Source organism: Ureibacillus sp. FSL K6-3587, from assembly GCF_038593165.1.
GTDB classification, from domain to species: Bacteria; Bacillota; Bacilli; order Bacillales_A; family Planococcaceae; genus Ureibacillus; species Ureibacillus suwonensis.
The window spans coordinates 3,197,808-3,218,815 of sequence record NZ_CP151969.1 but is presented as its reverse complement, the minus strand read 5'-3'; the positions used below and the strand labels follow the sequence as shown (position 1 = coordinate 3,218,815).

21 protein-coding genes, 2 pseudogenes and 1 riboswitch are annotated in these 21,008 nt (G+C 40.9%); of the genes and pseudogenes, 19 read left to right on the top strand and 4 right to left on the bottom strand.

Annotated elements, in window-relative coordinates; all coding sequences use genetic code 11:
• Positions 1-262 precede the first annotated feature (262 nt).
• The 8 genes from NSS77_RS15885 to rbsB all read left to right on the top strand — a co-directional run bounded on the left by NSS77_RS15885 (position 263) and on the right by rbsB (position 10,749).
• The gene (locus NSS77_RS15885) at positions 263-2,773 is read left to right on the top strand and encodes an EAL domain-containing protein (protein WP_342469613.1); all 2,511 of its coding nucleotides are present in this window, start codon (positions 263-265) and stop codon (positions 2,771-2,773) included.
• 304 nt (positions 2,774-3,077) lie between these two features.
• Positions 3,078-4,751 (top strand): formate--tetrahydrofolate ligase, encoded by a 1,674-nt coding sequence (locus tag NSS77_RS15880; protein WP_342469612.1) that lies wholly within the window; start codon positions 3,078-3,080, stop codon positions 4,749-4,751.
• 364 nt (positions 4,752-5,115) lie between these two features.
• Positions 5,116-6,096, top strand: coding sequence for a LacI family DNA-binding transcriptional regulator (locus NSS77_RS15875; protein WP_342469611.1), 981 nt, complete (start codon positions 5,116-5,118; stop codon positions 6,094-6,096).
• Positions 6,093-6,974, top strand: coding sequence for a ribokinase (gene rbsK, locus NSS77_RS15870; protein WP_342469610.1), 882 nt, complete (start codon positions 6,093-6,095; stop codon positions 6,972-6,974). The genes NSS77_RS15875 and rbsK overlap by 4 nt, the downstream gene beginning before the upstream one ends.
• A complete protein-coding gene (rbsD, locus tag NSS77_RS15865; RefSeq protein WP_342469609.1) occupies positions 6,971-7,360 on the top strand; it encodes a D-ribose pyranase in 390 nt (129 codons plus the stop codon). Before rbsK ends, rbsD begins: the two co-directional genes overlap by 4 nt.
• Before the next feature lie 28 nt (positions 7,361-7,388).
• Complete coding sequence (locus tag NSS77_RS15860) at positions 7,389-8,876, top strand: sugar ABC transporter ATP-binding protein (RefSeq protein WP_342469608.1); 1,488 nt, start codon at positions 7,389-7,391, stop codon at positions 8,874-8,876.
• A gap of 13 nt (positions 8,877-8,889) precedes the next feature.
• The gene (gene rbsC / locus NSS77_RS15855) at positions 8,890-9,804 is read left to right on the top strand and encodes a ribose ABC transporter permease (RefSeq protein WP_342471309.1); all 915 of its coding nucleotides are present in this window, start codon (positions 8,890-8,892) and stop codon (positions 9,802-9,804) included.
• Positions 9,805-9,819: 15 nt separating this feature from the next.
• On the top strand, positions 9,820-10,749 hold the full coding sequence (gene rbsB, locus NSS77_RS15850) for a ribose ABC transporter substrate-binding protein RbsB (protein WP_342469607.1): 930 nt from the start codon (positions 9,820-9,822) through the stop codon (positions 10,747-10,749).
• A 49-nt stretch (positions 10,750-10,798) separates the two neighbouring features.
• Here rbsB and NSS77_RS15845 read toward each other — a convergent pair whose 3' ends face one another.
• Complete coding sequence (locus NSS77_RS15845; RefSeq protein WP_342469606.1) at positions 10,799-11,203, bottom strand: DoxX family protein; 405 nt, start codon at positions 11,201-11,203, stop codon at positions 10,799-10,801.
• 500 nt (positions 11,204-11,703) lie between these two features.
• Between NSS77_RS15845 and NSS77_RS15840 the strand changes: the two genes are divergently transcribed.
• Both NSS77_RS15840 and NSS77_RS15835 read left to right on the top strand, forming a co-directional pair.
• On the top strand, positions 11,704-12,597 hold the full coding sequence (locus NSS77_RS15840) for a TauD/TfdA family dioxygenase (protein ID WP_342469605.1): 894 nt from the start codon (positions 11,704-11,706) through the stop codon (positions 12,595-12,597).
• Between the two features lie 284 nt (positions 12,598-12,881).
• Positions 12,882-13,058 carry a YezD family protein gene (locus NSS77_RS15835; RefSeq protein ID WP_342469604.1) on the top strand — a complete coding sequence of 59 codons (177 nt, stop codon included), beginning with the start codon at positions 12,882-12,884 and terminating at the stop codon, positions 13,056-13,058.
• Positions 13,059-13,136: 78 nt separating this feature from the next.
• Here the strand turns inward: NSS77_RS15835 and pxpA are convergent, their stop codons facing one another.
• Complete coding sequence (gene pxpA, locus NSS77_RS15830; protein ID WP_342469603.1) at positions 13,137-13,895, bottom strand: 5-oxoprolinase subunit PxpA; 759 nt, start codon at positions 13,893-13,895, stop codon at positions 13,137-13,139.
• A 122-nt stretch (positions 13,896-14,017) separates the two neighbouring features.
• Between pxpA and pxpB the strand changes: the two genes are divergently transcribed.
• From pxpB to NSS77_RS15795, 7 genes and pseudogenes are all read left to right on the top strand, one after another.
• Positions 14,018-14,731, top strand: a complete 714-nt coding sequence (gene pxpB / locus NSS77_RS15825) for a 5-oxoprolinase subunit PxpB (RefSeq protein ID WP_342469602.1) — start codon at positions 14,018-14,020, stop codon at positions 14,729-14,731.
• A complete protein-coding gene (locus tag NSS77_RS15820) occupies positions 14,728-15,672 on the top strand; it encodes a biotin-dependent carboxyltransferase family protein (protein WP_342469601.1) in 945 nt (314 codons plus the stop codon). The genes pxpB and NSS77_RS15820 overlap by 4 nt, the downstream gene beginning before the upstream one ends.
• 66 nt (positions 15,673-15,738) lie before the next feature.
• A riboswitch (cobalamin riboswitch) is annotated at positions 15,739-15,925 on the top strand.
• Positions 15,926-16,059: 134 nt separating this feature from the next.
• On the top strand, positions 16,060-16,290 hold the full coding sequence (locus NSS77_RS15815) for a glutaredoxin (RefSeq protein WP_342469600.1): 231 nt from the start codon (positions 16,060-16,062) through the stop codon (positions 16,288-16,290).
• Complete coding sequence (nrdI, locus tag NSS77_RS15810) at positions 16,287-16,658, top strand: class Ib ribonucleoside-diphosphate reductase assembly flavoprotein NrdI (protein ID WP_342469599.1); 372 nt, start codon at positions 16,287-16,289, stop codon at positions 16,656-16,658. The genes NSS77_RS15815 and nrdI overlap by 4 nt, the downstream gene beginning before the upstream one ends.
• Positions 16,655-17,257, top strand: a pseudogene (locus NSS77_RS15805) (ribonucleotide reductase N-terminal alpha domain-containing protein); the annotation flags it as partial. The gene nrdI and the pseudogene NSS77_RS15805, both read left to right, overlap by 4 nt.
• Before the next feature lie 3 nt (positions 17,258-17,260).
• Positions 17,261-17,941: pseudogene (locus NSS77_RS15800) on the top strand (ribonucleotide-diphosphate reductase subunit beta); the annotation flags it as partial.
• A gap of 83 nt (positions 17,942-18,024) precedes the next feature.
• A complete protein-coding gene (locus tag NSS77_RS15795) occupies positions 18,025-18,342 on the top strand; it encodes a heme oxygenase (protein ID WP_342469598.1) in 318 nt (105 codons plus the stop codon).
• A gap of 30 nt (positions 18,343-18,372) precedes the next feature.
• Here NSS77_RS15795 and NSS77_RS15790 read toward each other — a convergent pair whose 3' ends face one another.
• Positions 18,373-18,987, bottom strand: a complete 615-nt coding sequence (locus NSS77_RS15790; protein ID WP_342469597.1) for a hypothetical protein — start codon at positions 18,985-18,987, stop codon at positions 18,373-18,375.
• Positions 18,988-19,274: 287 nt separating this feature from the next.
• Between NSS77_RS15790 and NSS77_RS15785 the strand changes: the two genes are divergently transcribed.
• Positions 19,275-19,907 (top strand): dienelactone hydrolase family protein, encoded by a 633-nt coding sequence (locus NSS77_RS15785; RefSeq protein WP_342469596.1) that lies wholly within the window; start codon positions 19,275-19,277, stop codon positions 19,905-19,907.
• 328 nt (positions 19,908-20,235) lie between these two features.
• Here the strand turns inward: NSS77_RS15785 and NSS77_RS15780 are convergent, their stop codons facing one another.
• Complete coding sequence (locus NSS77_RS15780; RefSeq protein WP_342469595.1) at positions 20,236-20,730, bottom strand: 23S rRNA methyltransferase; 495 nt, start codon at positions 20,728-20,730, stop codon at positions 20,236-20,238.
• Positions 20,731-20,858: 128 nt separating this feature from the next.
• On the opposite strand from NSS77_RS15780, the gene NSS77_RS15775 reads away from it, so the two are divergent.
• Complete coding sequence (locus NSS77_RS15775; protein ID WP_342469594.1) at positions 20,859-20,987, top strand: hypothetical protein; 129 nt, start codon at positions 20,859-20,861, stop codon at positions 20,985-20,987.
• Positions 20,988-21,008 lie beyond the last annotated feature (21 nt).

Below are 21,008 nucleotides of genomic sequence, written 5' to 3'. Positions count from 1 at the left end.
AACTCTCTCTGGTCCGCTTTTTTGAAGCCTTGAGGAAAATGGGATGCAGGCCATCTCCATTCGGATCAATAGGCATTGGAATCCTTTATTCGGTTTTGATCGTTTGATGCGATCGAAACCGGATAAAGGATTTTTTTAAAAAATTTTGATAAAAAATAGATTAACCTATTGTCAAAAAATTTATACAATATATTAGTGTATATTAATATAATATAGATAAAGTTATGTTCATGCAGCAATCTGAGATATAAAGGTGAGATCTATGGCAAATATGGAAAAAGATAATTTGGGTTTGGCAAAAACGTTTATTCAGCAATTCTCTACCGCTTTAGATTTACAAAAAATTACGGATATGGATGCATTTTATAAAATTTTGGCTCCTCTTCTATATGCCATGAATCAATGGGCTGATATGACCATTATCAGCCGGGATGGCACAATCCTTTATGCAAATGAAGAATATTGTAAGCGCTTAAAATATGATCAAAATGAAATTATTGGGCTAAATGTCCGAACTTTTCATGCCGGATTTGAATCAAAGCACCTTTTCGACGAGATATGGGAAACGGTGAAATCCGGCCGCACCTGGAGGGGTGAAATGCAGCATAAAACAAAGGATGACAGCATCTTTTGGACTTCCACTATTATTGTGCCTTTTAAAGACGACAAAGGGAAACTGAAGTATATGATTGGATTCCATACGGATATTACTGAAATAAAGCAGCTTGAATCAAAAGGGAAATCGAATTTTATTCGAACATTGCAAAATCTCCAATATGGTTTTTTCAAAGTGCGAAAAGAGCAGGATGGTTCAATGAAATATACCATGTCAGAAGGAAGATTAATGGTTGAATTGGGGGGAAATACAGAGCGGATATTAATGAAAACACCTTTTGAAGTATTTGAACCAGACATTGCTGAACTGAAGCATACAATGTACATAAAAGCCTTTGAAGGGGAGAAAGTAAACTTTGAATTGGAGTTGAATGGCAAGCTGATTTACGTGGATTTAGATCCAATTATACATAACGGTGCGGTTATGGAAGTGTTTGGCACAATTTATGATTTTTCGGAATTTCGTGATGTACAGAAGCAGCTGAAAGTGAATGAAGAACGCTATCAATCTTTAATCCATTATAGCCATGAATATATTACGACCATCAATAAAGACGGGATTATCGTCGATATGAACCCGAAAACGATGGAGTTGATCGGCGTAAAGGAAGATATGTTCGGAAAATTGGGGTTGATTGAAGCCACCGTAGAAGAAGATCGGCCGATAATTGCGGAGTATTTTAACAAAGCGATCCGGGGAGAAGTGCAATTTTTTGAACATGAAGTGAAAAATAACGGACAACGGAGATTTTTAAATGTCACTTTGGTGCCAATCGTGGTGGATAATGAAATCGAAGGAGTCTATTCAATCGGCAAAGATATTACAGAACAAAAGCTTGTGCAAGAACAGAACGCCTATTTGGCCCATCATGATGAATTAACCGGGTTATATAATCGCCGTTGGATGGGAAAACAAATTCAGGAAACTTTGAAACTGGCGAAAGAAAACAATCAAAAGTTTGCAATTTTATCGTTGGATTTGGACCGCTTTAAATTTATCAATGATACGTTGGGGCATTTTGTGGGCGATGAACTGCTGCAGCAAATTGCGGAAAGGTTCCAACAGAATCTTCATAAAGACATATTTTTTGTAGCCCGGATGGGTGGGGACGAATTTATGATACTCTGTCCGAATATAGAATCGGAAGAGGAAGTGACTGAAACTGCCCAAAATATTTTGGACAGTTTAAAGCAGCCTTTTTATGTGCAGGGGTTTGAATTATTCGTAACCGCAAGTATCGGAATCGTTTTTCCATCCAATGATACGGATGTGACGAAGTTGATGAAAAGTGTGGATATTGCACTTTACAAGGCAAAAGAACTTGGCCGGAATATGTATCAAGTCTTTGATCGTTCGATGAACAAGGCTCATTATAAATCATTTATATTGGAGAGGGATTTAAGAAAAGCCATTATGAATGATGAGTTGGTGGCTTATTTCCAACCGAGGGTGGATGCAAAAAACAGGAAGATTGTCGGAGCGGAATCATTGATTCGCTGGAATCATCCGAAATACGGTTTATTACCGCCGGGTCAATTTATTCCGATTGCGGAAGAAACGGGCTTGATCGATTCCATTGGCGATTGGATGATGAAAAGGGTATGTGAACAGTTAGCATCCTGGAGAAACGAGGGATTTTCGCTCATTCCCATCAGTGTAAACATCACGTCCAAACGTTTTATTCAACAAGACTTCGCCGAAAGCATCCGAGAGTTATTAAACCGATTTGAATTGGAAGGAAAGTGGCTGGAAATCGAAATAACTGAAAACTCCATCATGCGCAACGAGGCAGTTGTACAAAAAACATTAAAGGAATTAAAAGAAATGGGCGTGCGGGTTTTCATTGATGATTTTGGGTCGGGTTATTCTTCATTTAATTATTTAAAAACTTTTAAAATCGATGGTGTAAAAATTGATCAAACCTTTATCCGCAATATATCCAACCATCCGGAAAATGCAAGTATCACATCAGCGATGATCAAAGTGGCACACCAGTTAAACTTGGAAGTGATTGCGGAAGGGGTGGAAACGGAAGAGGAATTAAATTTCCTGTTAAATGAAAATTGCCGCTATATACAAGGATATTATTTCGGCAGACCATGTCCGATTGAAGAATTCGAAAACATCTATTTGCAAAAGAAAATAAACATGATTTGAAAAACAAATTTTCATCCCGAATAATCATTGGGCTGTCTCAAATGGCAGCCCTATTTTTTGGAAGTTTATAAATACATATTGAATATTGCCAATTGAGGAAATTTGATATACTTATGGGGCATTTTTCTGGAATAATAGTATAATGGTGCTTGGATGTTTCAAAACAGATCAGCATCATAAAACATATGCTGGTGCAAATAATAATGTTCGTAGTAAAAAGGAATCATAAAGAATCACTGATGATGTCCGACAATAACCAAAAGAAAATTCGCATTATTATCATCGATCAGAAAGAGGAATTAGTATGACAATCACGAAACCTTTAACCGACTTAGAAATTGCTTACAACGCAGAAATAAAACCGATAACGGAAATTGCAAAAAGCGCAAATATTCCTGAAGATGCCCTTGAGCAATATGGACGCTATAAAGGAAAAATCGATCCGAATAAAATCCCAGGGGAGCCGAATGGAAAAGTGGTGCTGGTTACAGCAACCAATCCGACGCCGGCCGGAGAAGGGAAAACGACCGTTACGATAGGGCTAGCCGATGCTTTAAAACAATTAAATCAAAAAGTTGTGGTAGCCCTTCGCGAACCATCATTAGGTCCCGTTTTCGGATTGAAAGGCGGGGCAACCGGCGGCGGTTATGCCCAAGTGCTCCCGATGGAACAAATCAATCTGCATTTCAATGGAGACTTCCATGCGATTACAACGGCCAATAATCTGATTGCAGCCATTATTGATAACCATATCCACCAAGGCAATCAATTGAACATTGACCCAAGACGGATCATTTGGAAACGGGTTTTGGACATGAATGACCGTGCCCTTAGAAAAGTGGTGGTTGGGCTTGGAGGGCCGGCCCAAGGTGTGCCAAGGGAAGATGGCTTTGATATTACCGTCGCCTCCGAGATTATGGCAGTGTTTTGTTTGGCAACAAGCCTTGAAGATTTAAAAGAACGTTTATCCAATATTTTGATCGGATACACCTATGACCGAAAGCCCGTTTATGTGAAAGATTTGGGCATTGAAGGGGCATTGACCCTCATTTTGAAAGAAGCATTCAATCCAAATATCGTGCAAACGATCGAAGGGACACCTGCCCTTGTTCATGGCGGCCCTTTTGCAAACATCGCCCACGGCTGCAATTCCCTCATTGCAACACAAACGGCACGCAAACTTGCGGATATCGTGGTCACGGAAGCCGGTTTTGGGGCGGATTTGGGTGCCGAAAAATTCATGGACATCAAAGCGAGAATAGGCAATTTCCATCCTGATGCGGTAGTCATTGTGACAACCATCCGCGCATTAAAAATGCATGGCGGGGTGGAAAAGGCGGAGTTAACAAAGGGAAATGTTTCCGCTCTATTGCAAGGAATTTCAAACCTGGAACGTCATGTGGAAACGGTGAGAAATTTCGGCATTGAACCGATTGTAGCTGTAAACCGCTTTATCACAGATACGGAGGAAGAAATTCAGGCACTTTTGGAATGGGCAAAAAGAAATCATGTCCGGATGGCAAGAACGAATGTATGGGAAGAAGGCGGAAAAGGTGGAATCGACCTTGCCAAACAGGTGCTTGAGGTGTTGGATGAACCAAAACAATATGCTCCGTTATACGATTTATCCGATTCCGTGGAACAAAAGATTGCAACGATTGTTCAAAAAGTATACGGCGGTACGGGTGTCGTATTTACCGATCAAGCGAAAAAGCAGTTGAAAGTGATTGAGGAAAATGGTTGGGTTCACCTGCCAATCTGCATGGCAAAAACCCAATATTCACTAACGGACAACCCAAAATTGCTTGGCCGTCCAAAAGAATTTGCGATTACTGTGAGAGAAATCATCCCGAAATTGGGGGCAGGGTTCTTAGTTTGTTTGACAGGTGAGATTATGACCATGCCAGGTTTGCCAAAAACACCTGCAGCACTAAATATGGACGTTGATGAAAAAGGAAATGCCATCGGGCTGTTTTAATATGGGAAAGCGAATTGGGAGAACATCTTGTTCTCCAATTCGCTTTATTTAATTCGGGCAACTCCTGAAATTAAATTGTTGAAGAAAAAATGTCCCATCCGCGGCATCAGTGTAAATGATTCGATTGAAAAATTGCCATTTCGTTACAAAATATTGAACATTTTGTGAACTGTCATAATTGGTATAGCCTAAATGGATGAAAAGTGACATACTATAAAAGATTATTTCACCACTTGAATGAAAGAAATACTATTAGTAATGTGTAACCGATTACACATTTTTTCGGAGTAAGAATATGTAACCGATTACATATTTCATTAGCCCAAATGTGTAACCGGTACCACAATTTGCGGCGGGTGATTAGATGGCAACAATCCATGATGTAGCAAGAAGGGCCAATGTTTCTGTTGCAACTGTTTCCAGATACATCAACCAAAATGGGTATGTCGGAAAAAAATCAAAAGAAGCGATCGAGCGGGCAATCAAAGAGTTGAATTTCGTCCCAAATAATGTGGCGCGGACACTTTCAACCAAAAAATCAAATTTGATGGGATTAATCATTCCGGATATCAAAAACCCATTCTTCCCGGAACTTGCCCGCGCGGTTGAAGATACCGCTTACCGATTCGGCTATACCGTCATATTATGCAATTCGGATGAAGACCCTTTAAAAGAAAAACATTATTTGAAAGTGCTGACACAAGAATATGTGGCAGGCATCATCATCACTTCCACCGATGAAGGAATCAGCAGGGAAACGGATATTCCGATTGTTGCATTGGACCGTGCCCCAAAAACGGATATTCCATCTGTAACGACAAACAATAAGCTTGGGGCCGAATTGGCGGGCCGTTTTATGCTGGAGTGCGGAGCATCTGAACTGCTCATTTTAAAAGGGCCGAATCAATTGACTTCATCCGAAGAAAGGCTGGAAGGTTTTTTAAAAGCCGTTGAGGGAAAAAATATAAAAATACATGTTGTCGATAGTCCTTATGAATTGCATGATGCAGAAAACATAACATATGAATTTTTGCAGAAACATCCTAGCGTCGATGGAATTTTTGGGAGCAGTGATGTTTCGGCGATCGGTGCGCTGAAAGCCTGCGAAAAATTGGGGAAAAAAGTGCCGGATGAATTGCAAATCATTGGTTTTGACGGCATACAGCTTGGAAATTATACTACGCCGAGTTTAACAACGGTGGCACAAAAAATTTACCAATTGGGGGAAACAGCAACAGAATTGCTGATCAATGAAATTGAAGGAAAAAGCTTGGAGGAAAAAAATATTTTGATTAATCCGGAATTGGTTGTGCGTGAAACGACCCGAAAGGAGTTCAAACAATGATAACTGTAGTCGGAAGCATCAATATGGATTTAGCTGTCGAAACGGATATTTTCCCAAGACAAGGTGAAACGGTGCAAGGGAAACGGTTTTCAACAATTCCAGGCGGCAAAGGGGCAAACCAGGCCGTTGCGGCAGCAAGACTGGGCAGCCGGGTACGCATGATTGGAGCAGTTGGAAATGACAGTTTCGGGAAAGAACTTTACGACAATCTGAAAAATGAAAAAGTCGATGTGTCCGGAGTGGTAACAACAACGAATTCAACCGGAATTGCCAATATCTTGTTACATAATCGCGATAATCGCATCATCGTCATACCTGGGGCGAATTATGATTTAAGCAAAGAAATCATTGATGAACATATTCATCACATTCTGGAAAGTCAACTGGTGATGATGCAATTGGAAATTCCGGTAGAAACGATTGAACATGTGTTGACAATTTGTCAGGAAAAGCACATCCCCGTTTTGTTGAATCCGGCGCCAGCGAAAAACTTCAGGAAAGAATGGATGGATCAAATCACTTATTTGACACCCAATGAAACAGAATGTGAATTCATCTTTGGTGCCGATTGGGAAACGGTATTAAAAGAGCATCCGAATAAAATCATTGTCACATTGGGCAGTGAAGGCGCGGCATTTTACGATGGCAAAAAAATTGTGCGAATCTCCGGATATAAAACGGATGCCGTTGATACAACGGGAGCAGGGGATACGTTCAATGGCGCTTTTGCCCATGCGATTTGCAGCGGAAATACCATCGAAGAAGCGGTACAATTTGCCAATATTGCCGCATCCCTTTCCGTGGAAAAGTTTGGGGCCCAAGGCGGCATGCCAAAGTTGGATGAAGTATTAGCACGCTTAGGAGGACATGAACGTTGAAAAAACATGGAATTTTAAATAGAGAATTGGCCGGCCGGTTTGCCAAATTGGGACATACCGACCGGATCGTCATCGCCGATTGCGGTTTGCCGATACCGGATGGCGTGCCTTGCATCGATTTATCTTATAAATTGGGGGAACCGGGTTTCCTTTCCATCTTGGAAGTAGTGCTTGATGATTTGGTGGTCGAAAGTGCGGTACTTGCGGATGAAATCCAAACGGAGAATAGAGGGCTTTCAAATGAATTAATGAAAGCACTTCCAAATATTTCTTATGTTCCCCATGAGGAATTCAAACGGTTGACAGAAAAAGCGAAATTCATCATACGCACTGGCGAAACGACGCCTTATGCCAATGTCATTTTGCAATGCGGTGTGATTTTTTAATTGATTCCTTCCAAAAGTAGGTGATGAAATGATTGAAATGACAGGCATTTCAAAAGCGTTTAACGGCAATGCCGTATTAAAAAATGTTCAGTTTAATTTAAAAGATGGCGAAATCCATGCGTTGATGGGTGAAAACGGTGCCGGCAAATCGACATTAATGAAAATTTTGGGCGGCATCCATTCAAATGATGCTGGTGAAATCAAGGTGGATGGACAACCGGTGCACTTTAAATCCCCAAAGGATGCAGAAAAACATGGAATTGTCATCATCCATCAGGAATTAAATATATTGCCTGATTTGACTGTTGCAGAAAACCTGTTTTTGGGGAAAGAAAAAACATTCGGGTTTGGGATTTTGAAAAATAAAGAAATGGATCAGGAAGCCCAGGAATTGCTTGCCAAATTGGGTTTGGATATCCATCCGAAAACGATGGCCGGAGATCTTTCCGTTGGGAAGCAACAAATCATAGAAATTGCAAAAGCGATTGCAAGCAATGCCAAGTATATCATCATGGACGAACCGACTGCCGCTTTGACGGATCGGGAAATCCGAACATTGTTTGAAACCATTCGGGAATTAAAAGCCAAAGGAATTTCCTTCGTTTATATTTCCCATCGAATGGAAGAAATTTTCTCCATCTGTGACCGGATCACGATTTTGCGGGATGGTCAATATGTAGGGGAACGGAATATACCGGAGACAAACTTTGATGAAATTGTGGCCATGATGGTTGGAAGGGAACTTGGGGAACGGTTCCCTGAACGAAAAGCGGAAATTGGCGACGTTAAGCTGGAAGTTCAAAACTTGACGGTCAAAGGTTTGTTTGAAAATGTTTCATTCAACGTCCGCAAAGGCGAAGTGGTCGGTATGGCAGGACTGATGGGCGCTGGAAGAACCGAAGTGGCTGAAACCATTTTCGGCTACAGAAGAGCCCACGGTGGCGACATTTTGATTGATGGAAAAAAAGTTTCCATTAAAACGCCGATTGATGCAATGAAACACAAAATCGGCTATGTGACCGAGGACCGAAAAACAAAAGGATTGGTTCTTGATTTTTCCATCCAGGAAAATGTGTCCCTTGCCAACCTGAAAAAAGTATCTTCTTCAGGTGTGGTGAACAAAGAGAAGGAGACTTCCCTTGTCAACCAATATATTCAACAGTTGAAAATCCGCACTTCCAGTCCAAAGCAAAGTGCGAAATCGTTAAGTGGAGGAAATCAACAGAAGGTTGTGCTTGCGAAGTGGCTTGGCACTGAGCCGGAAGTATTGATTTTGGACGAGCCGACCCGCGGCGTCGATATCGGTGCGAAAAAAGAGATTTACCAGATTATTAATGATCTGGCACAGGCTGGTGTAGCGATTTTAATGATTTCATCCGAATTGCCGGAAATCATTGGCATGGCGGACCGTGTCCTTGTCATGCATGAAGGGAAAATAACGGGCCAAGTTTCAAAAGAAGAAATGACCCAGGAAAGAATTATGCATTTTGCTACTGGAGGTGAGCAAGTTGACTAAGTCGTCAAAAGAAATGATATCGAAACTGGGACCGTTAATCGGTTTAATTCTTTTAATTATCGTCGTAAGCATCATGAATCCCAGTTTTTTAACGATTTCCAATATTTTTAACGTGTTGAGACAAGTTTCCATCAGTGCCATCATCGCCTTTGGGATGACCTTTGTCATTCTCACAGGGGGAATCGATTTATCCGTAGGTTCCACGCTTGCATTGACGGGGGCTGTTGCCGCCAGTTTATTGGCAGGCGGAACGGACCCAATCGTTTCCATGGCGGTTGCGTTAATCCTTGGACTTGTGTTGGGAGCTTTCAACGGGGTGATTATTACAAAAGGAAAAGTGGCCCCATTTATTGCGACTTTGGCAACAATGACAATTTACCGGGGATTGACGCTTGTATATACAAACGGTAAACCGATTTCCGGTTTGGGAGACCATGCATCATTTCAATTATTTGGGAAAGGCTATTTCTTAGGTGTCCCTATTCCGGTGATCACAACTATCGTTTCTTTCGCCATTCTCGCTTTCATTTTGCACAAAACGACATTTGGCCGCCGGGTCTATGCGGTTGGCGGAAATGAAGAAGCGGCAAAATTATCCGGCATTAATGCCGACAGAGTGAAAATCGCAGTGTATGCCATTTCCGGATTCCTTGCTGCGTTATCCGCATTAATTTTAACTTCCCGCTTGAATTCTGCTCAACCAACGGCGGGCGAGTCCTATGAATTGGATGCCATTGCGGCCGTTGTATTAGGCGGGACAAGCCTGAATGGCGGGAAAGGTTGGATTTTCGGCACGTTAATCGGTGCATTGATTATTGGGGTTCTCAATAATGGTATGAACTTGATTGGCGTATCTTCTTTCTGGCAACAAGTCGTAAAAGGGATCGTCATACTGCTCGCAGTACTTTTAGACCGAAAAAAAGACTAAAAAGGAGTGTTTATGATGAAAAACATGAAGCTTTTATTTTTCATTGTGATTGCAATGCTAGTGTTATCCGCCTGTTCGATGGATTCTTCATTGGAAAAAAAGGATGATGCGGCAAAAGGAACAAAAGAAGAAGGTTCTTACAAAATTGGTTTTTCCATTTCCACATTAAATAACCCATTCTTCGTCACTCTTAGCGATGGTGCAAAAGCGGTCAGCAAAGAAAAAGGCGTGGATTTAGTGGTTGTCGATGCGCAAGATGATGCGTCCAAACAGGCTTCCGACGTGGAAGACTTAATCCAGCAAGGCATTGATTTATTATTAATCAACCCGGTAGACTCTTCTGCGGTTGGATCTGCCGTGGAATCTGCCAATGCCGCAGGAATTCCGGTCATTACGGTGGACCGTTCAGCAGACAGCGGTGAAGTGGTTGCCCACATCGCCTCTGACAATGTGGAAGGCGGCAAACTTGCAGGGGAATATTTGTTGGAATTGGTAGGTGAAGGTGCCAAAGTGGCAATGCTTGAAGGCGTTCCAGGTTCATCTGCTGCCCGTGACCGCGGAGAAGGTTTCCTTAAAGTGGTGGAAGGAAAAGTGGATCTTGTTTCAAGCCAGCCAGCCAACTTTAACCGCAGCGAAGGATTATCTGTAATGGAAAACATGCTACAAGCCCATCCTGATATTGAAGCGGTATTTGCTCAAAATGATGAAATGGCTTTAGGTGCCCTTGAAGCGATTTCAGCTGCCGGCAAAGAGATTGTTGTCATCGGCTTTGATGCGACAGATGACGCATTGAAGAAAATTGATGAAGGAAAAATGGCTGCAAGTGTTGCCCAAAAACCTGAAGAAATTGGGAAAACTGCCATTGAAACGGCCGTGAAATATTTGAACGGTGAAAAAGTGGAAGAGTTTGTACCGGTTGAACTTGAATTGGTGACTAAAAAATAAAGGATGAAAGGTAGAACATAGTGGCGCGAGCTCGTGTTCTACCTTTTTTTCATTTATTTTTTTTCTTTTTCTCTTCCACGATGAAGTTGTCAAGGGCAAGGAAACGATTGCTGGCAAACAGAAGATAAGCGGCCATGGCCATCAAAGCGACATCCAATTCATATCCATGAAGGAAACCGGCGTCATATTTCACGGTTGCAATGGCCCCCGCCATAAGCAGTACAAAAAGAAATGCGAAAAAGCGAATGGAAAACCCGATGATGAGAAAGATTCCGCCGATCGTTTCAAGACCGGTTACGCCGTAAGCCAATAGTTCTGCATACGGCAAATTGTAGTTGGCAAATCGTTCCGCCACCGTCGGAATCCCTTCCTGCCATTTTGCCAAACCGTGCATGATGAAAGTGGCCCCCAATACAAGCCGGAGAATAAAACCTCCAATTTCACTTTGCCTCAACACAATCCCCTTTCTACTTTTTTTACTATCATATTATCGCTCGTCCACATATAACACTGTTGCCCTGAATTTTCTAATCAGCCGTATCCTGAGTATAAAGTGCTTCTCCAATAAACAGGAAAATTGCATCATAAACCAAATGAGGGTTTGTCAAATGCCGAATGGTTGGGTTTAGAATTGGAAACAAAATAAAAAAACAAAGTTTTTTTATCGGAAAACTATTGACAAATGTTTCTCAGGATTGTAAATTGTTATCAACCAAATATTCGAACCGACTTTTCCAAAAGAGGTTTAACATTTTAGCGGATTATGATGCTGAAATTGTTAAACCTCTTTTGCTTTCCATCGTCGCTTTTCAGAATGTTTGCTTGAAGCAAAACTTTTGGATGCAGATGAAGGGCATGATGGATTCATTCTAAAATTTTGGTAATAAGTTAATTATTATTTATAAACCAAGTTATCTTATAAGAATAATAATATAAAAACGGAGGGTGATTTTGATGGCAACAAAATCAAAAATTGAAATCGTGAAAAAAGCGGGCCGCATCGGGGCAGAGGTGCATAGGGTGAAGTTGACGCCGGATATTGATGGGGAGACTTTATCACAAATCAAGGAAGCTTTAAGTGAGCATTTGGTGCTATTCTTCCGTGGTCAAGAACATTTGGATGATGCTACACATGAGGAGTTTGCAAAACGTTTTGGTGAATTGTTCGCCCATCCAACAGTGCCGGTGAAGGAAAACACAGCAGCAATTCTTGAGTTGGATTCCCAATATGGGGGGAAAGCCAACTCTTGGCATACAGATGTAACATTCGTTCCTGAAGTGCCCCGTTATTCCATCTTGCGCGGTGTGGAAATTCCATCCGTGGGCGGAGATACGATCTGGGCGAATACCCATACGGCCTATACTGATTTGCCTGAAGAATTGCAAGAATTGGCGGAAAAATTATGGGCAATCCATTCCAATAAATTCGACTATGCTGCTTTAGCATATGTAAACCAATCAAAAGAAAAAGCAAGAGAGTATATTGAAAAACATCGGAGTGTATTTGCGAGAATCGAATATGAAACACGCCATCCGGTGGTAATCTTGCATCCTGAAAACGGCAAGAAACATTTGTTGCTTGGTCATTTCGTCCGCCAATTTGAAGGTTATTCAACGTCACAATCAGCGGCGCTTTATGAAATCTTGCAAAGCTATGTGACTCGCCCGGAAAACACAGTTCGCTGGAATTGGCAAAAAGGGGATCTTGTCATTTGGGATAACCTGGCATCCCAGCATTATGCAGTCGCCGATTACGATGAACGCCGCATCGTCCGCCGTGTGACGGTTTCCAAAAATACTCCGAAAAATGTGAATGGGGAAGAAAGTTCATTAATTAGAAAAAAATAAGGTAATAATTCACTTTAGATGAAGAAGATTTAGCCATGGTGTTATTATAATTGGCCAATTGGCAGGGAAGAGCAACTGGCGGATTTGATCATGGGTTGCCACCTGAAAAGTGCATTGACACAGTGGCAAAGTTATTATTGATCCCTATGCTTACAGATGATAACATTCCTTTTCCCGGCATATAATCTAAGCAGGAAGAAGTTTTACACGTTTTGGGAACTGATTCATTTTTTTCGACCTTATCCTTAGTATTTCAATAAGAATAAAAAGAAAGAAGTGGTGGTATGGCTAAATTAAAAGAAGACGTGTTAAAACAAATCATTAAACAATTAAATAATATAGATTACGGCAACTTATCAATTACAGTACACAATGGCGAAATTGTCCAACTGGATGTCACTAAAAAACAGCGATTCGACCGGGCATCGGTGGAAAGAGTATTAACAAAAGTTGCCCGTTAAAAGGAAGGCTGCCCAGTGGAAATCATGATTGGGCAGCCTTTCATATTGTTTAAGTTTCATTGAATCCAAAGTGTAATTTTATATGAAAGCCTTCACTTCAATTCCATTTTTCAGCAATTCCCCTTTGATAAATCTTGCAAAATCCACGGCATGTTCACCATCACCATGAATACAAACGGTATCCGCCCGTAAAAGCACATCCACGCCTTGGCGGGATTTTACTTTTCCTTCTTTCACCATTCTGATCACTTGTTGAACGGCTTCATTTTGGTCGGTAATCATTGCATCGGGCTGTTTTCGGGATGTTAACGTGCCATCCTTTTGATAAGTACGGTCAGCAAATACTTCGTGGGCAGTCCGAAGTCCGATTTTTTCACCCGCTTTTGTTAATTCGCTCGATGCAAGGCCGAATAAGATCAAATCGGGAGAAACGTCATATACCGCTTTTGCGATGGCCTCCGCAATTTCAGGATCTTTTGCCGCCATATTATAAAGGGCGCCGTGGGGCTTCACATGCTGCATTTTTTCTCCTTCAATCGTTAAAAAAGCCTGTAATGCGCCAATTTGATAGACCACCATATCATAAGCTTCTTGATAAGTGATGGCCATTTCCCTTCTTCCGAATCCCAATAAATCCGGCAATCCCGGATGGGCCCCGATTTTCACTCCATGATCCAGAGCCACTTTCACCGTTTCCCTCATGACGGATGGATCCCCCGCATGAAAACCGCAGGCGATATTCGCTGAAGAAACATATTGTAAAATTTCTTTTTGGTTGGCGAGCGTGTATCTTCCAAAATCCTCTCCGATATCACAATTCAAATCGACCCGGTTCACATCAATAACCTCCAATTTATTATTCCAGATACTCAATGGATTTATGGAAAAATATATCATAAAAAATGTGCTTTTGATATAATTCCTTTAATATTGATACAAATTGGAGGAAAGTAGCAAACATGGCCGTACAATTTAAACCACTGGGGGAAAGTGCTGTATTGGTCTATTTCGGAAATGCCATTTCAGAAGAGATCCATTTATCAATAAAAAAATTTCTTTCCCTTCTTGAAAAGGAGCCCTTCGATGGTCTGATAGAGGTTGTACCAAGTTATACGAATGTTTGTGTTTATTATGATGTAATGGCAGTGGATCAATGGGATATTGAAGGGCGCTCCCCGTACGAAAAAGTGGTCTCCCGGCTTCAAAGGCTGTTACAAAAAGAGATTGATTTGCCAAAGGAAAAAAACAGATTGGTTGAAATCCCTGTCTGTTACGGAGGAATCTATGGCCCGGATTTAACGGAAATTGCCCGAATTCACCATTTGTCTGAAAAAGAAGTCATTGAGATACATACAAAAAACGATTATCTTGTCTACATGTTGGGCTTTGCACCCGGATTTCCTTTTTTGGGCGGGATGGATGAAAGAATCGCAACTCCCCGCAAAGAAACACCCCGATTGAAAATCCCGGCCGGTTCTGTAGGGATTGCCGGAAAGCAAACAGGGATTTACCCCCTTGAAACACCTGGAGGGTGGCAAATCATTGGCCGCACCCCATTAAAATTGTTTCTTCCGGATCAAAACCCGCCAACGTTATTGCGGGCAGGAGACCGGATCCGTTTTGTCCCCATTACTGAAAAAGAGTTTATGGAATTAGAAGGTGAAAGGTCATGACGATGACAATACTGAAACCGGGTCTTTTAACGACGATCCAAGATTCAGGAAGAAGGGGTTTTCAGCAGTATGGCGTCATTGTTGGAGGGGCAATGGATACCCTCTCTTATCGCATGGGGGAAATGCTGTTACAGCAAGCGCCTTCTGCGGCACTGGAATTCACTTTAATCGGTCCGACGGTGAAATTTAATTGTGATGCGGTGTTTTGTTTGACAGGGGCCAATTTTCATCCGCTCTTGAATGAGAAACCATGCCGGATGTGGAAGCCGGTTTTTGCCGAAAAGGGCAGCATTTTAAAGCTGGGCTCCTGCAAAGATGGAGCAAGGGGCTATTTGCACATCAAAGGTGGAATTCAAGTCAAGAAAGTATTAAATAGTTACAGCACTTATATCCGTGCCGGGATAGGAGGATTTAAAGGCCGCCCTTTGCAAAAAGGAGACGAACTTCCAATTCCGGAATCGAAGCCAGTGCAAAAAGGGAAGTGGGGGATTCTTCCGGGAGATTGGTTGATTAAGAGTCGGGATGCGGAAATTCGGGTGGTAAAAGGGACGGAATATGATCGATTTGCGGAAAAAAGCAGGAATGCCTTCATCAATTGCATCTTTACGATTTCGAAAGATGCGGATCGCATGGGTTACCGTTTAATGGGGGATAGTCCACTAATTACGAAAGAACCTATCCAATTATTATCAGAGGCAGTCACCTTTGGAACCGTCCAAGTGCCTCCAAGCGGGCAGCCCATTATCTTAATGGCGGATTGTCAGACGACGGGCGGTTATCCTAAATTGGCTCAAGTGGTTTCCGTTGATTTGCCGAAACTCGCCCAACTTCAACCCTTTTCGAAAATACGCTTTCAACTCATTTCTTTGGAAGAGGCCCAAAAGTTGTACATTCAGCAGGAAAAAGCATTAAGACGATTGGAAATCATGCTTAAACATTAAGTTTTTCCAATTCCACTTGTATTTAACAAATCTGCATGTTACAATGTTACACGACAACACAATATATAGTATATTTGTTTATCAGGTTCTACTATATATAGTAGATTAAAAGGGAAATCAGTGAAAATCTGATGCTGTCCCCGCAACTGTAATTGCTGACGAAAAGTTCAAATCCACTGTGCCAATGGCATGGGAAGGGAACTTGTAGGATGATGCATGAGCCAGGAGACCTGCCTGATAAACGGAAATTGCTCATTTCTTCGGGGGCTAAGAAATGGAAGCAAAAGGTCCATTTCTTAGCGCCTGATTGTTTCCATTTCAAAGCCTTACCCGAAAAAGGGTATGGCTTATTTTTTTGTCATTGAATTGATGGAAAGGAGAAAGGATATGAAGTTATATTCCAAAAAAGTTTGTCCAAAGTGCATGTTGATGAAATTTGAGTTAAAGAAACTGGGTTTCGAAAGACAATATGAGGAAATAAACGTTGATTCCAATGAAGAAGCGAAAGAAAGATTATTGAAAGCCGGATTCTTTACTGTCCCGGTTATGGAAATTGACGGTGAGCTGATGGATGACATGGAAGAAGCTAAAAAAATCATCGGCATGATGAAGGTATGATCGCTTATGCCTCAAGAACCGGAAATGTGCGGTTTATCGTTCATCAATTAGGATTGCCGAACATTGAAATTCAAGAAGGGCTGATATTGGACGAACCCTTTTTGTTGTGCACTTATACCGATGGAATTGGGGAAGTGCCACCAATTGTAGAAGGGTTTTTAAAAAATAATGCCCACCTTTGCAAAGGAGTGGTGGCAAGCGGGAATTCCAATTTTGGTCATTCTTATTTTTGCCGTTCTGCAGATGTGATCAGTGAAACTTATGGCATCCCGATTGTTGAAAAGATTGAATTAAGGGGATTTCAAAAAAATTATCACGCCATTATGGAGTTTTATAAAAGAACGATACAAGGGGGGATTTTCAGATGAAAACATATTTAATGCTCAATAATGAAGTGTTGAATCACTATCGGCAAACGGGCCGCATCGACTTGGAGAAAGATCGGCAGGCCACCCGTCAATTTTTCTTCGAGTATATTCATCCCCGCATGCGCCAGTTTTCGGGCATAGAAGAAAAGGTTCGTTATTTAATAGAAGAAGGTTATTATGAGGAAGCTTTCTTGAAAAAGTATTCCATGGACTTTATCCGGCAAATATTTGAAATCGCCTATGCCTACCGGTTCCGTTTCCAAACGTTTATGAGCGCTAAAAAATTTTATGACAGCTACGCAATGAAAAGCCGGGATGGAAAGGAAATTTTAGAAACTTATGAAGATCGTATGAGCATTATTGCCCTTTATCTGGCGGATGGAAATGAACAAATGGCGGAAAAGGCGATCCGTGCCATCATGGAAGCTTTTCAACCGGCGACGCCAACTGCCCTGAACAGCGGGAAAAAAGCGCGGGGTGAATTGGTTAGCTGTTTCAAATTGTCGATGGATGATTCGATGAACAGCATTGCCGAAAACATTGGATATTGTCTGGAACTCTCAAGACTTGGCGGAGGAGTGGGGGTCAATTTGACGGATTTGAGGCCTTTTTCCTATATATTTACAACCCTTTGCAACAAAGACGAAATCGAAGAAATTTTTCAATGGGTGAAAGAAAATGGACATTTGCAGTATAAAGCGCAAAAAATTGCGGAAATTTATCAAGCCATTCAAGAACATGATCCGGTGAGTTTATGGAAAGCCATGTTTGCCTCTGTCATGCTCGAATCCTTCCTGTTCTATTCCGGATTTTTCTATCCGCTCTATCTGGGCGGACAAGGGATTTTGCGAAACAGCGCAGAGGTGATATCCCTCATATTGAGAGATGAATCGATTCATGGAGTGGCTGTCGGAATCTTTGCCCAAAATCTATTCAACCAATTTACGAAAGAACAGCAAGAATCATTAAAACAATGGGGTTATGAATTACTGCTGGAATTGTACGACAATGAATTGCAATACACAGATGAAATATACAGGGGAACCGGCCTGGAGGATGAAGTGAAGGCGTACATTCGCTATAACGGCAATAAAGCGTTGATGAATTTGGGCTTGGATACCATGTTTCCGGAGGAGGAAATCAACCCCATTGTAATGAACGGAATCCGAAATGAAGGATCCACATACGATTTCTTTTCCCAAAAAGGTTCCACGTATGCATTGGCAAAAGTGGAACCGATCACGGATGATACATTCCGTTTTGATTTTTTGGCAAATGAATAAAAGGGACGGATTGCGTATTCCATTAAACTATGTTAATAATGTAAATGATAGTTATTCTCAATAGAAAAAGGGGTTTGTTTTTTATGTATACAGTGACAAATCGCATCAAAGTTAAAAAAGGATTTGCGAAAAAAATGGCTCCACGATTTACACAACCTGGCCCATTATTGACATTCAAAGGTTTCAAGAAAGTGGAAGTATTGGTGAGCACCCAATTTGAAGATTATGATGAAATGAGTGTAGTCATGTATTGGGATACACTGGAAGACTTCCAGGCATGGAGAGAGAGCGATTCATTCAAAGAAGCGCATAAACGTCCTGCAGGCGGAAGCGAAGAGAGTCCTACAATCGACAATATTGTGGTGATTGCGGAAGTCGCTTCCACATTGGAAAACAATTAATATAATAATAACCAAATAAAAGAGCCATCTTCAGGAAGTGGATGGCTCTTTTGATTTATTCCGATATTCATTAAAAATTTTGTAGGCTTCATCAATGGCACGTTTTATCATTTTATCAAAGGAATTTGTGGAATTTAACTCTTTTACAGCCGCTTTCACGAATTTTGATTGATCCTCCAAAAAGGCTTGGAGATCTTCCTCCGACCCTAAATGCGCATCAAAGTAGATCCGTCGTTTATTCCGTTCAATCATATGGGTTAAATCGTATTTTGTCATCACTTGCAAAATCCATTTATTTAAACCTGTAGCCAGTAAAAGAGAAATGATATAATATAATAATTCGGGGCGATTTTTTCGAGCTTTTAATTGATTAAAATGAACATTTTCTTGAAGTGCATTTAGTATGACGAAATTCGAGGAGTAGTATAGGGTTTTTTCGGCTGAGTGAATGATGTTATATTTATCGGGAAGTAATAAAAGCCAAATATTAAAGGCGATAATCCATGCATCTATGATATTAAGTGCTCCCTCTTTTACAAGATGATTGCATTGATTATACTTTTTTGCCAGGTTATTAAAATTGTCGATATGATATTGCTCGATATATAATAAGCTGCGATCTACTGTAATTTCCCTATACAACATTGACACCCCTTTACTATGAAAATCGGTAAAATTTTCCCCGAAAGTGGTTGAAGGATAATTGATAAAATACTTCTAATCTTAGTTTACCAAATTAATTTTCAAATAATAGACAAATTTTTTAAAAATAATAAAAAAGATACATTTTATCGACATTTTTTGAAATATTATCATTGATTTCTAGTAAAACTTAAAAAGGGTTATCAACAAAATTAATGCAAAAATAATATGTTTTCATAAAATAAAGAAAATATAGTTGTATAGTAGGATATAAGTCGGGAGGAAATAAAATGCAATCAGTATTTACTTTTAAACATATCGAACCTAAAGTGGAAAGTAAACAAAGTCCAGCGATCTTTTTGTTCCATGGATTGGGCAGCGATGAGGAGGATTTGCTGCAAATTATCGGGGGCATTCAGGAGGTTTGCCATGTTTTCAGTTTAAGAGGTCCGATCACCCATGATCCCGGTTACGCCTTTTATACGTTTGAGGAAGAAGGAAAGCCGGTACAGGAAATTTTCGATAAAGTGGTGGCCGTCACCAAAGATTTTATTTTGCAAGCGATCGACGAATATCAATTGGATCCGGAGAAAATTTTTGTGGCAGGTTTTAATCAAGGTGCTGTGATCGCACAAACTTTATGTGTGGCAATGGGGAACCGGATTAAAGCATGTGCTGCATTGTCCGGATATTTGCCGGACTTTGTCAAAGATCAATATTATAAACAGAATATGACGGAGACGAAAATTTTCATTTCCCACGGGGAATATGATTATGACTACCCAATCGTTTGGAGTGAAAAAAGCAAAGCGTTTTTTGAGGAATATGGGGCAAAGGTGGTCTATAAAACATATCCTGTGGGCCATGGGGTTTCACCCGAAAACATGAATGATTTTATTCATTTTATTCTTGAACAAATATAATTAAAAGAGGCTGGGACAAAAGATAAAAAACACCATTTTCTCCCGGGAGAAAATGGTGTTTTTTTGATAATTGAAGAAAATTGATTTCCGTTCCGGGGACGCTTTCCGCGGGCCCGGCTCGAGCCTCCTCGGAGCTCAATCCTTCGCTCCTGCGGGGTCTCGAGAGGGCTCGTCGCAGGAAAGCTTTTGCTTTGCGACTAAGCGTGCGCGACAGGAGCACTCGCCCCGTCACTCCAATCAATTTTTTACAAAAATTCTTTTTGCAGCTCGTTCACTTTATTAGTTATGTCCCAGCCTCTTTTTGATGGGTGCACAGCATTGGCTCCATTCACATTTTTTCGCCCAAATAAATATCATAAAAGTAATGTAAAATATCTTCTCCTTTTTCATCCACCAATGTATCTTCTTTTAATTTCATTGTCACCGTTGTTTCGCCGGGAACCAGCTGATCCTCTTCAAATGTTAATGTAATCAAAATTTTTCCCGTAGTTGCAAGTTCTTCTTTTACTTCATCCGATAATTGCAAATAGTCGAAAAGAGGCTCTTTCCAAGTGCCCTTGATCAGCAATTGATGCTGATTTTGATTTTTTTCATATTCCCATTGGACATCACGTAGAATAGTTTTAAACAATTCTTCTACAGTAAAGGTTTCATCATTATATTCAATTTCAAATTCGCGCAATGAGTAAGCATCAACCGTTAAACCGCTTTTCGCTTTTTCCGCCTGAGTATGTATGCCGGAAACCGCCTCTTTAATATCGCTGCATCCAGCTAGTAGAAAAATAAAAAATATGAGTGCAAAAAAACAATGCATTCTCCGCATTACCAACCCCCCAGTGATGGAACTACCGTTCATTATCATAATAGCGAAAAAATTCATCGTTGGATTAGAGGAATATGAAATTTCCGTTAAAATTCAATGAAATCAACTCTAATAGAAGGGAAGTTTTCATGAAAATCAATGATGAGTTGCTGGAAAAACTGGGAATTTATTTTGTCTATCATGATATTTATAACCGCTATGGGATTACTTTTGAATCGTTTGTGGACCGTTGGGTGAGGGGGATTTTGGATATATAAAAAAACGCTAGGCTGGTCCGG

Coding starts and splice junctions, on each gene's coding strand:
- NSS77_RS15885 (WP_342469613.1), top strand. CDS start 263: ATGGCAAATATGGAAAAAGATAATTTGGGTTTGGCAAAAACGTTTATT.
- NSS77_RS15880 (WP_342469612.1), top strand. CDS start 3,078: ATGACAATCACGAAACCTTTAACCGACTTAGAAATTGCTTACAACGCA.
- NSS77_RS15875 (WP_342469611.1), top strand. CDS start 5,116: ATGGCAACAATCCATGATGTAGCAAGAAGGGCCAATGTTTCTGTTGCA.
- rbsK (WP_342469610.1), top strand. CDS start 6,093: ATGATAACTGTAGTCGGAAGCATCAATATGGATTTAGCTGTCGAAACG.
- NSS77_RS15860 (WP_342469608.1), top strand. CDS start 7,389: ATGATTGAAATGACAGGCATTTCAAAAGCGTTTAACGGCAATGCCGTA.
- rbsC (WP_342471309.1), top strand. CDS start 8,890: ATGATATCGAAACTGGGACCGTTAATCGGTTTAATTCTTTTAATTATC.
- rbsB (WP_342469607.1), top strand. CDS start 9,820: ATGAAAAACATGAAGCTTTTATTTTTCATTGTGATTGCAATGCTAGTG.
- NSS77_RS15840 (WP_342469605.1), top strand. CDS start 11,704: ATGGCAACAAAATCAAAAATTGAAATCGTGAAAAAAGCGGGCCGCATC.
- NSS77_RS15835 (WP_342469604.1), top strand. CDS start 12,882: ATGGCTAAATTAAAAGAAGACGTGTTAAAACAAATCATTAAACAATTA.
- pxpB (WP_342469602.1), top strand. CDS start 14,018: ATGGCCGTACAATTTAAACCACTGGGGGAAAGTGCTGTATTGGTCTAT.
- NSS77_RS15820 (WP_342469601.1), top strand. CDS start 14,728: ATGACGATGACAATACTGAAACCGGGTCTTTTAACGACGATCCAAGAT.
- NSS77_RS15815 (WP_342469600.1), top strand. CDS start 16,060: ATGAAGTTATATTCCAAAAAAGTTTGTCCAAAGTGCATGTTGATGAAA.
- nrdI (WP_342469599.1), top strand. CDS start 16,287: ATGATCGCTTATGCCTCAAGAACCGGAAATGTGCGGTTTATCGTTCAT.
- NSS77_RS15795 (WP_342469598.1), top strand. CDS start 18,025: ATGTATACAGTGACAAATCGCATCAAAGTTAAAAAAGGATTTGCGAAA.
- NSS77_RS15790 (WP_342469597.1), bottom strand. CDS start 18,987: ATGTTGTATAGGGAAATTACAGTAGATCGCAGCTTATTATATATCGAG.
- NSS77_RS15785 (WP_342469596.1), top strand. CDS start 19,275: ATGCAATCAGTATTTACTTTTAAACATATCGAACCTAAAGTGGAAAGT.
- NSS77_RS15780 (WP_342469595.1), bottom strand. CDS start 20,730: ATGCGGAGAATGCATTGTTTTTTTGCACTCATATTTTTTATTTTTCTA.
- NSS77_RS15775 (WP_342469594.1), top strand. CDS start 20,859: ATGAAAATCAATGATGAGTTGCTGGAAAAACTGGGAATTTATTTTGTC.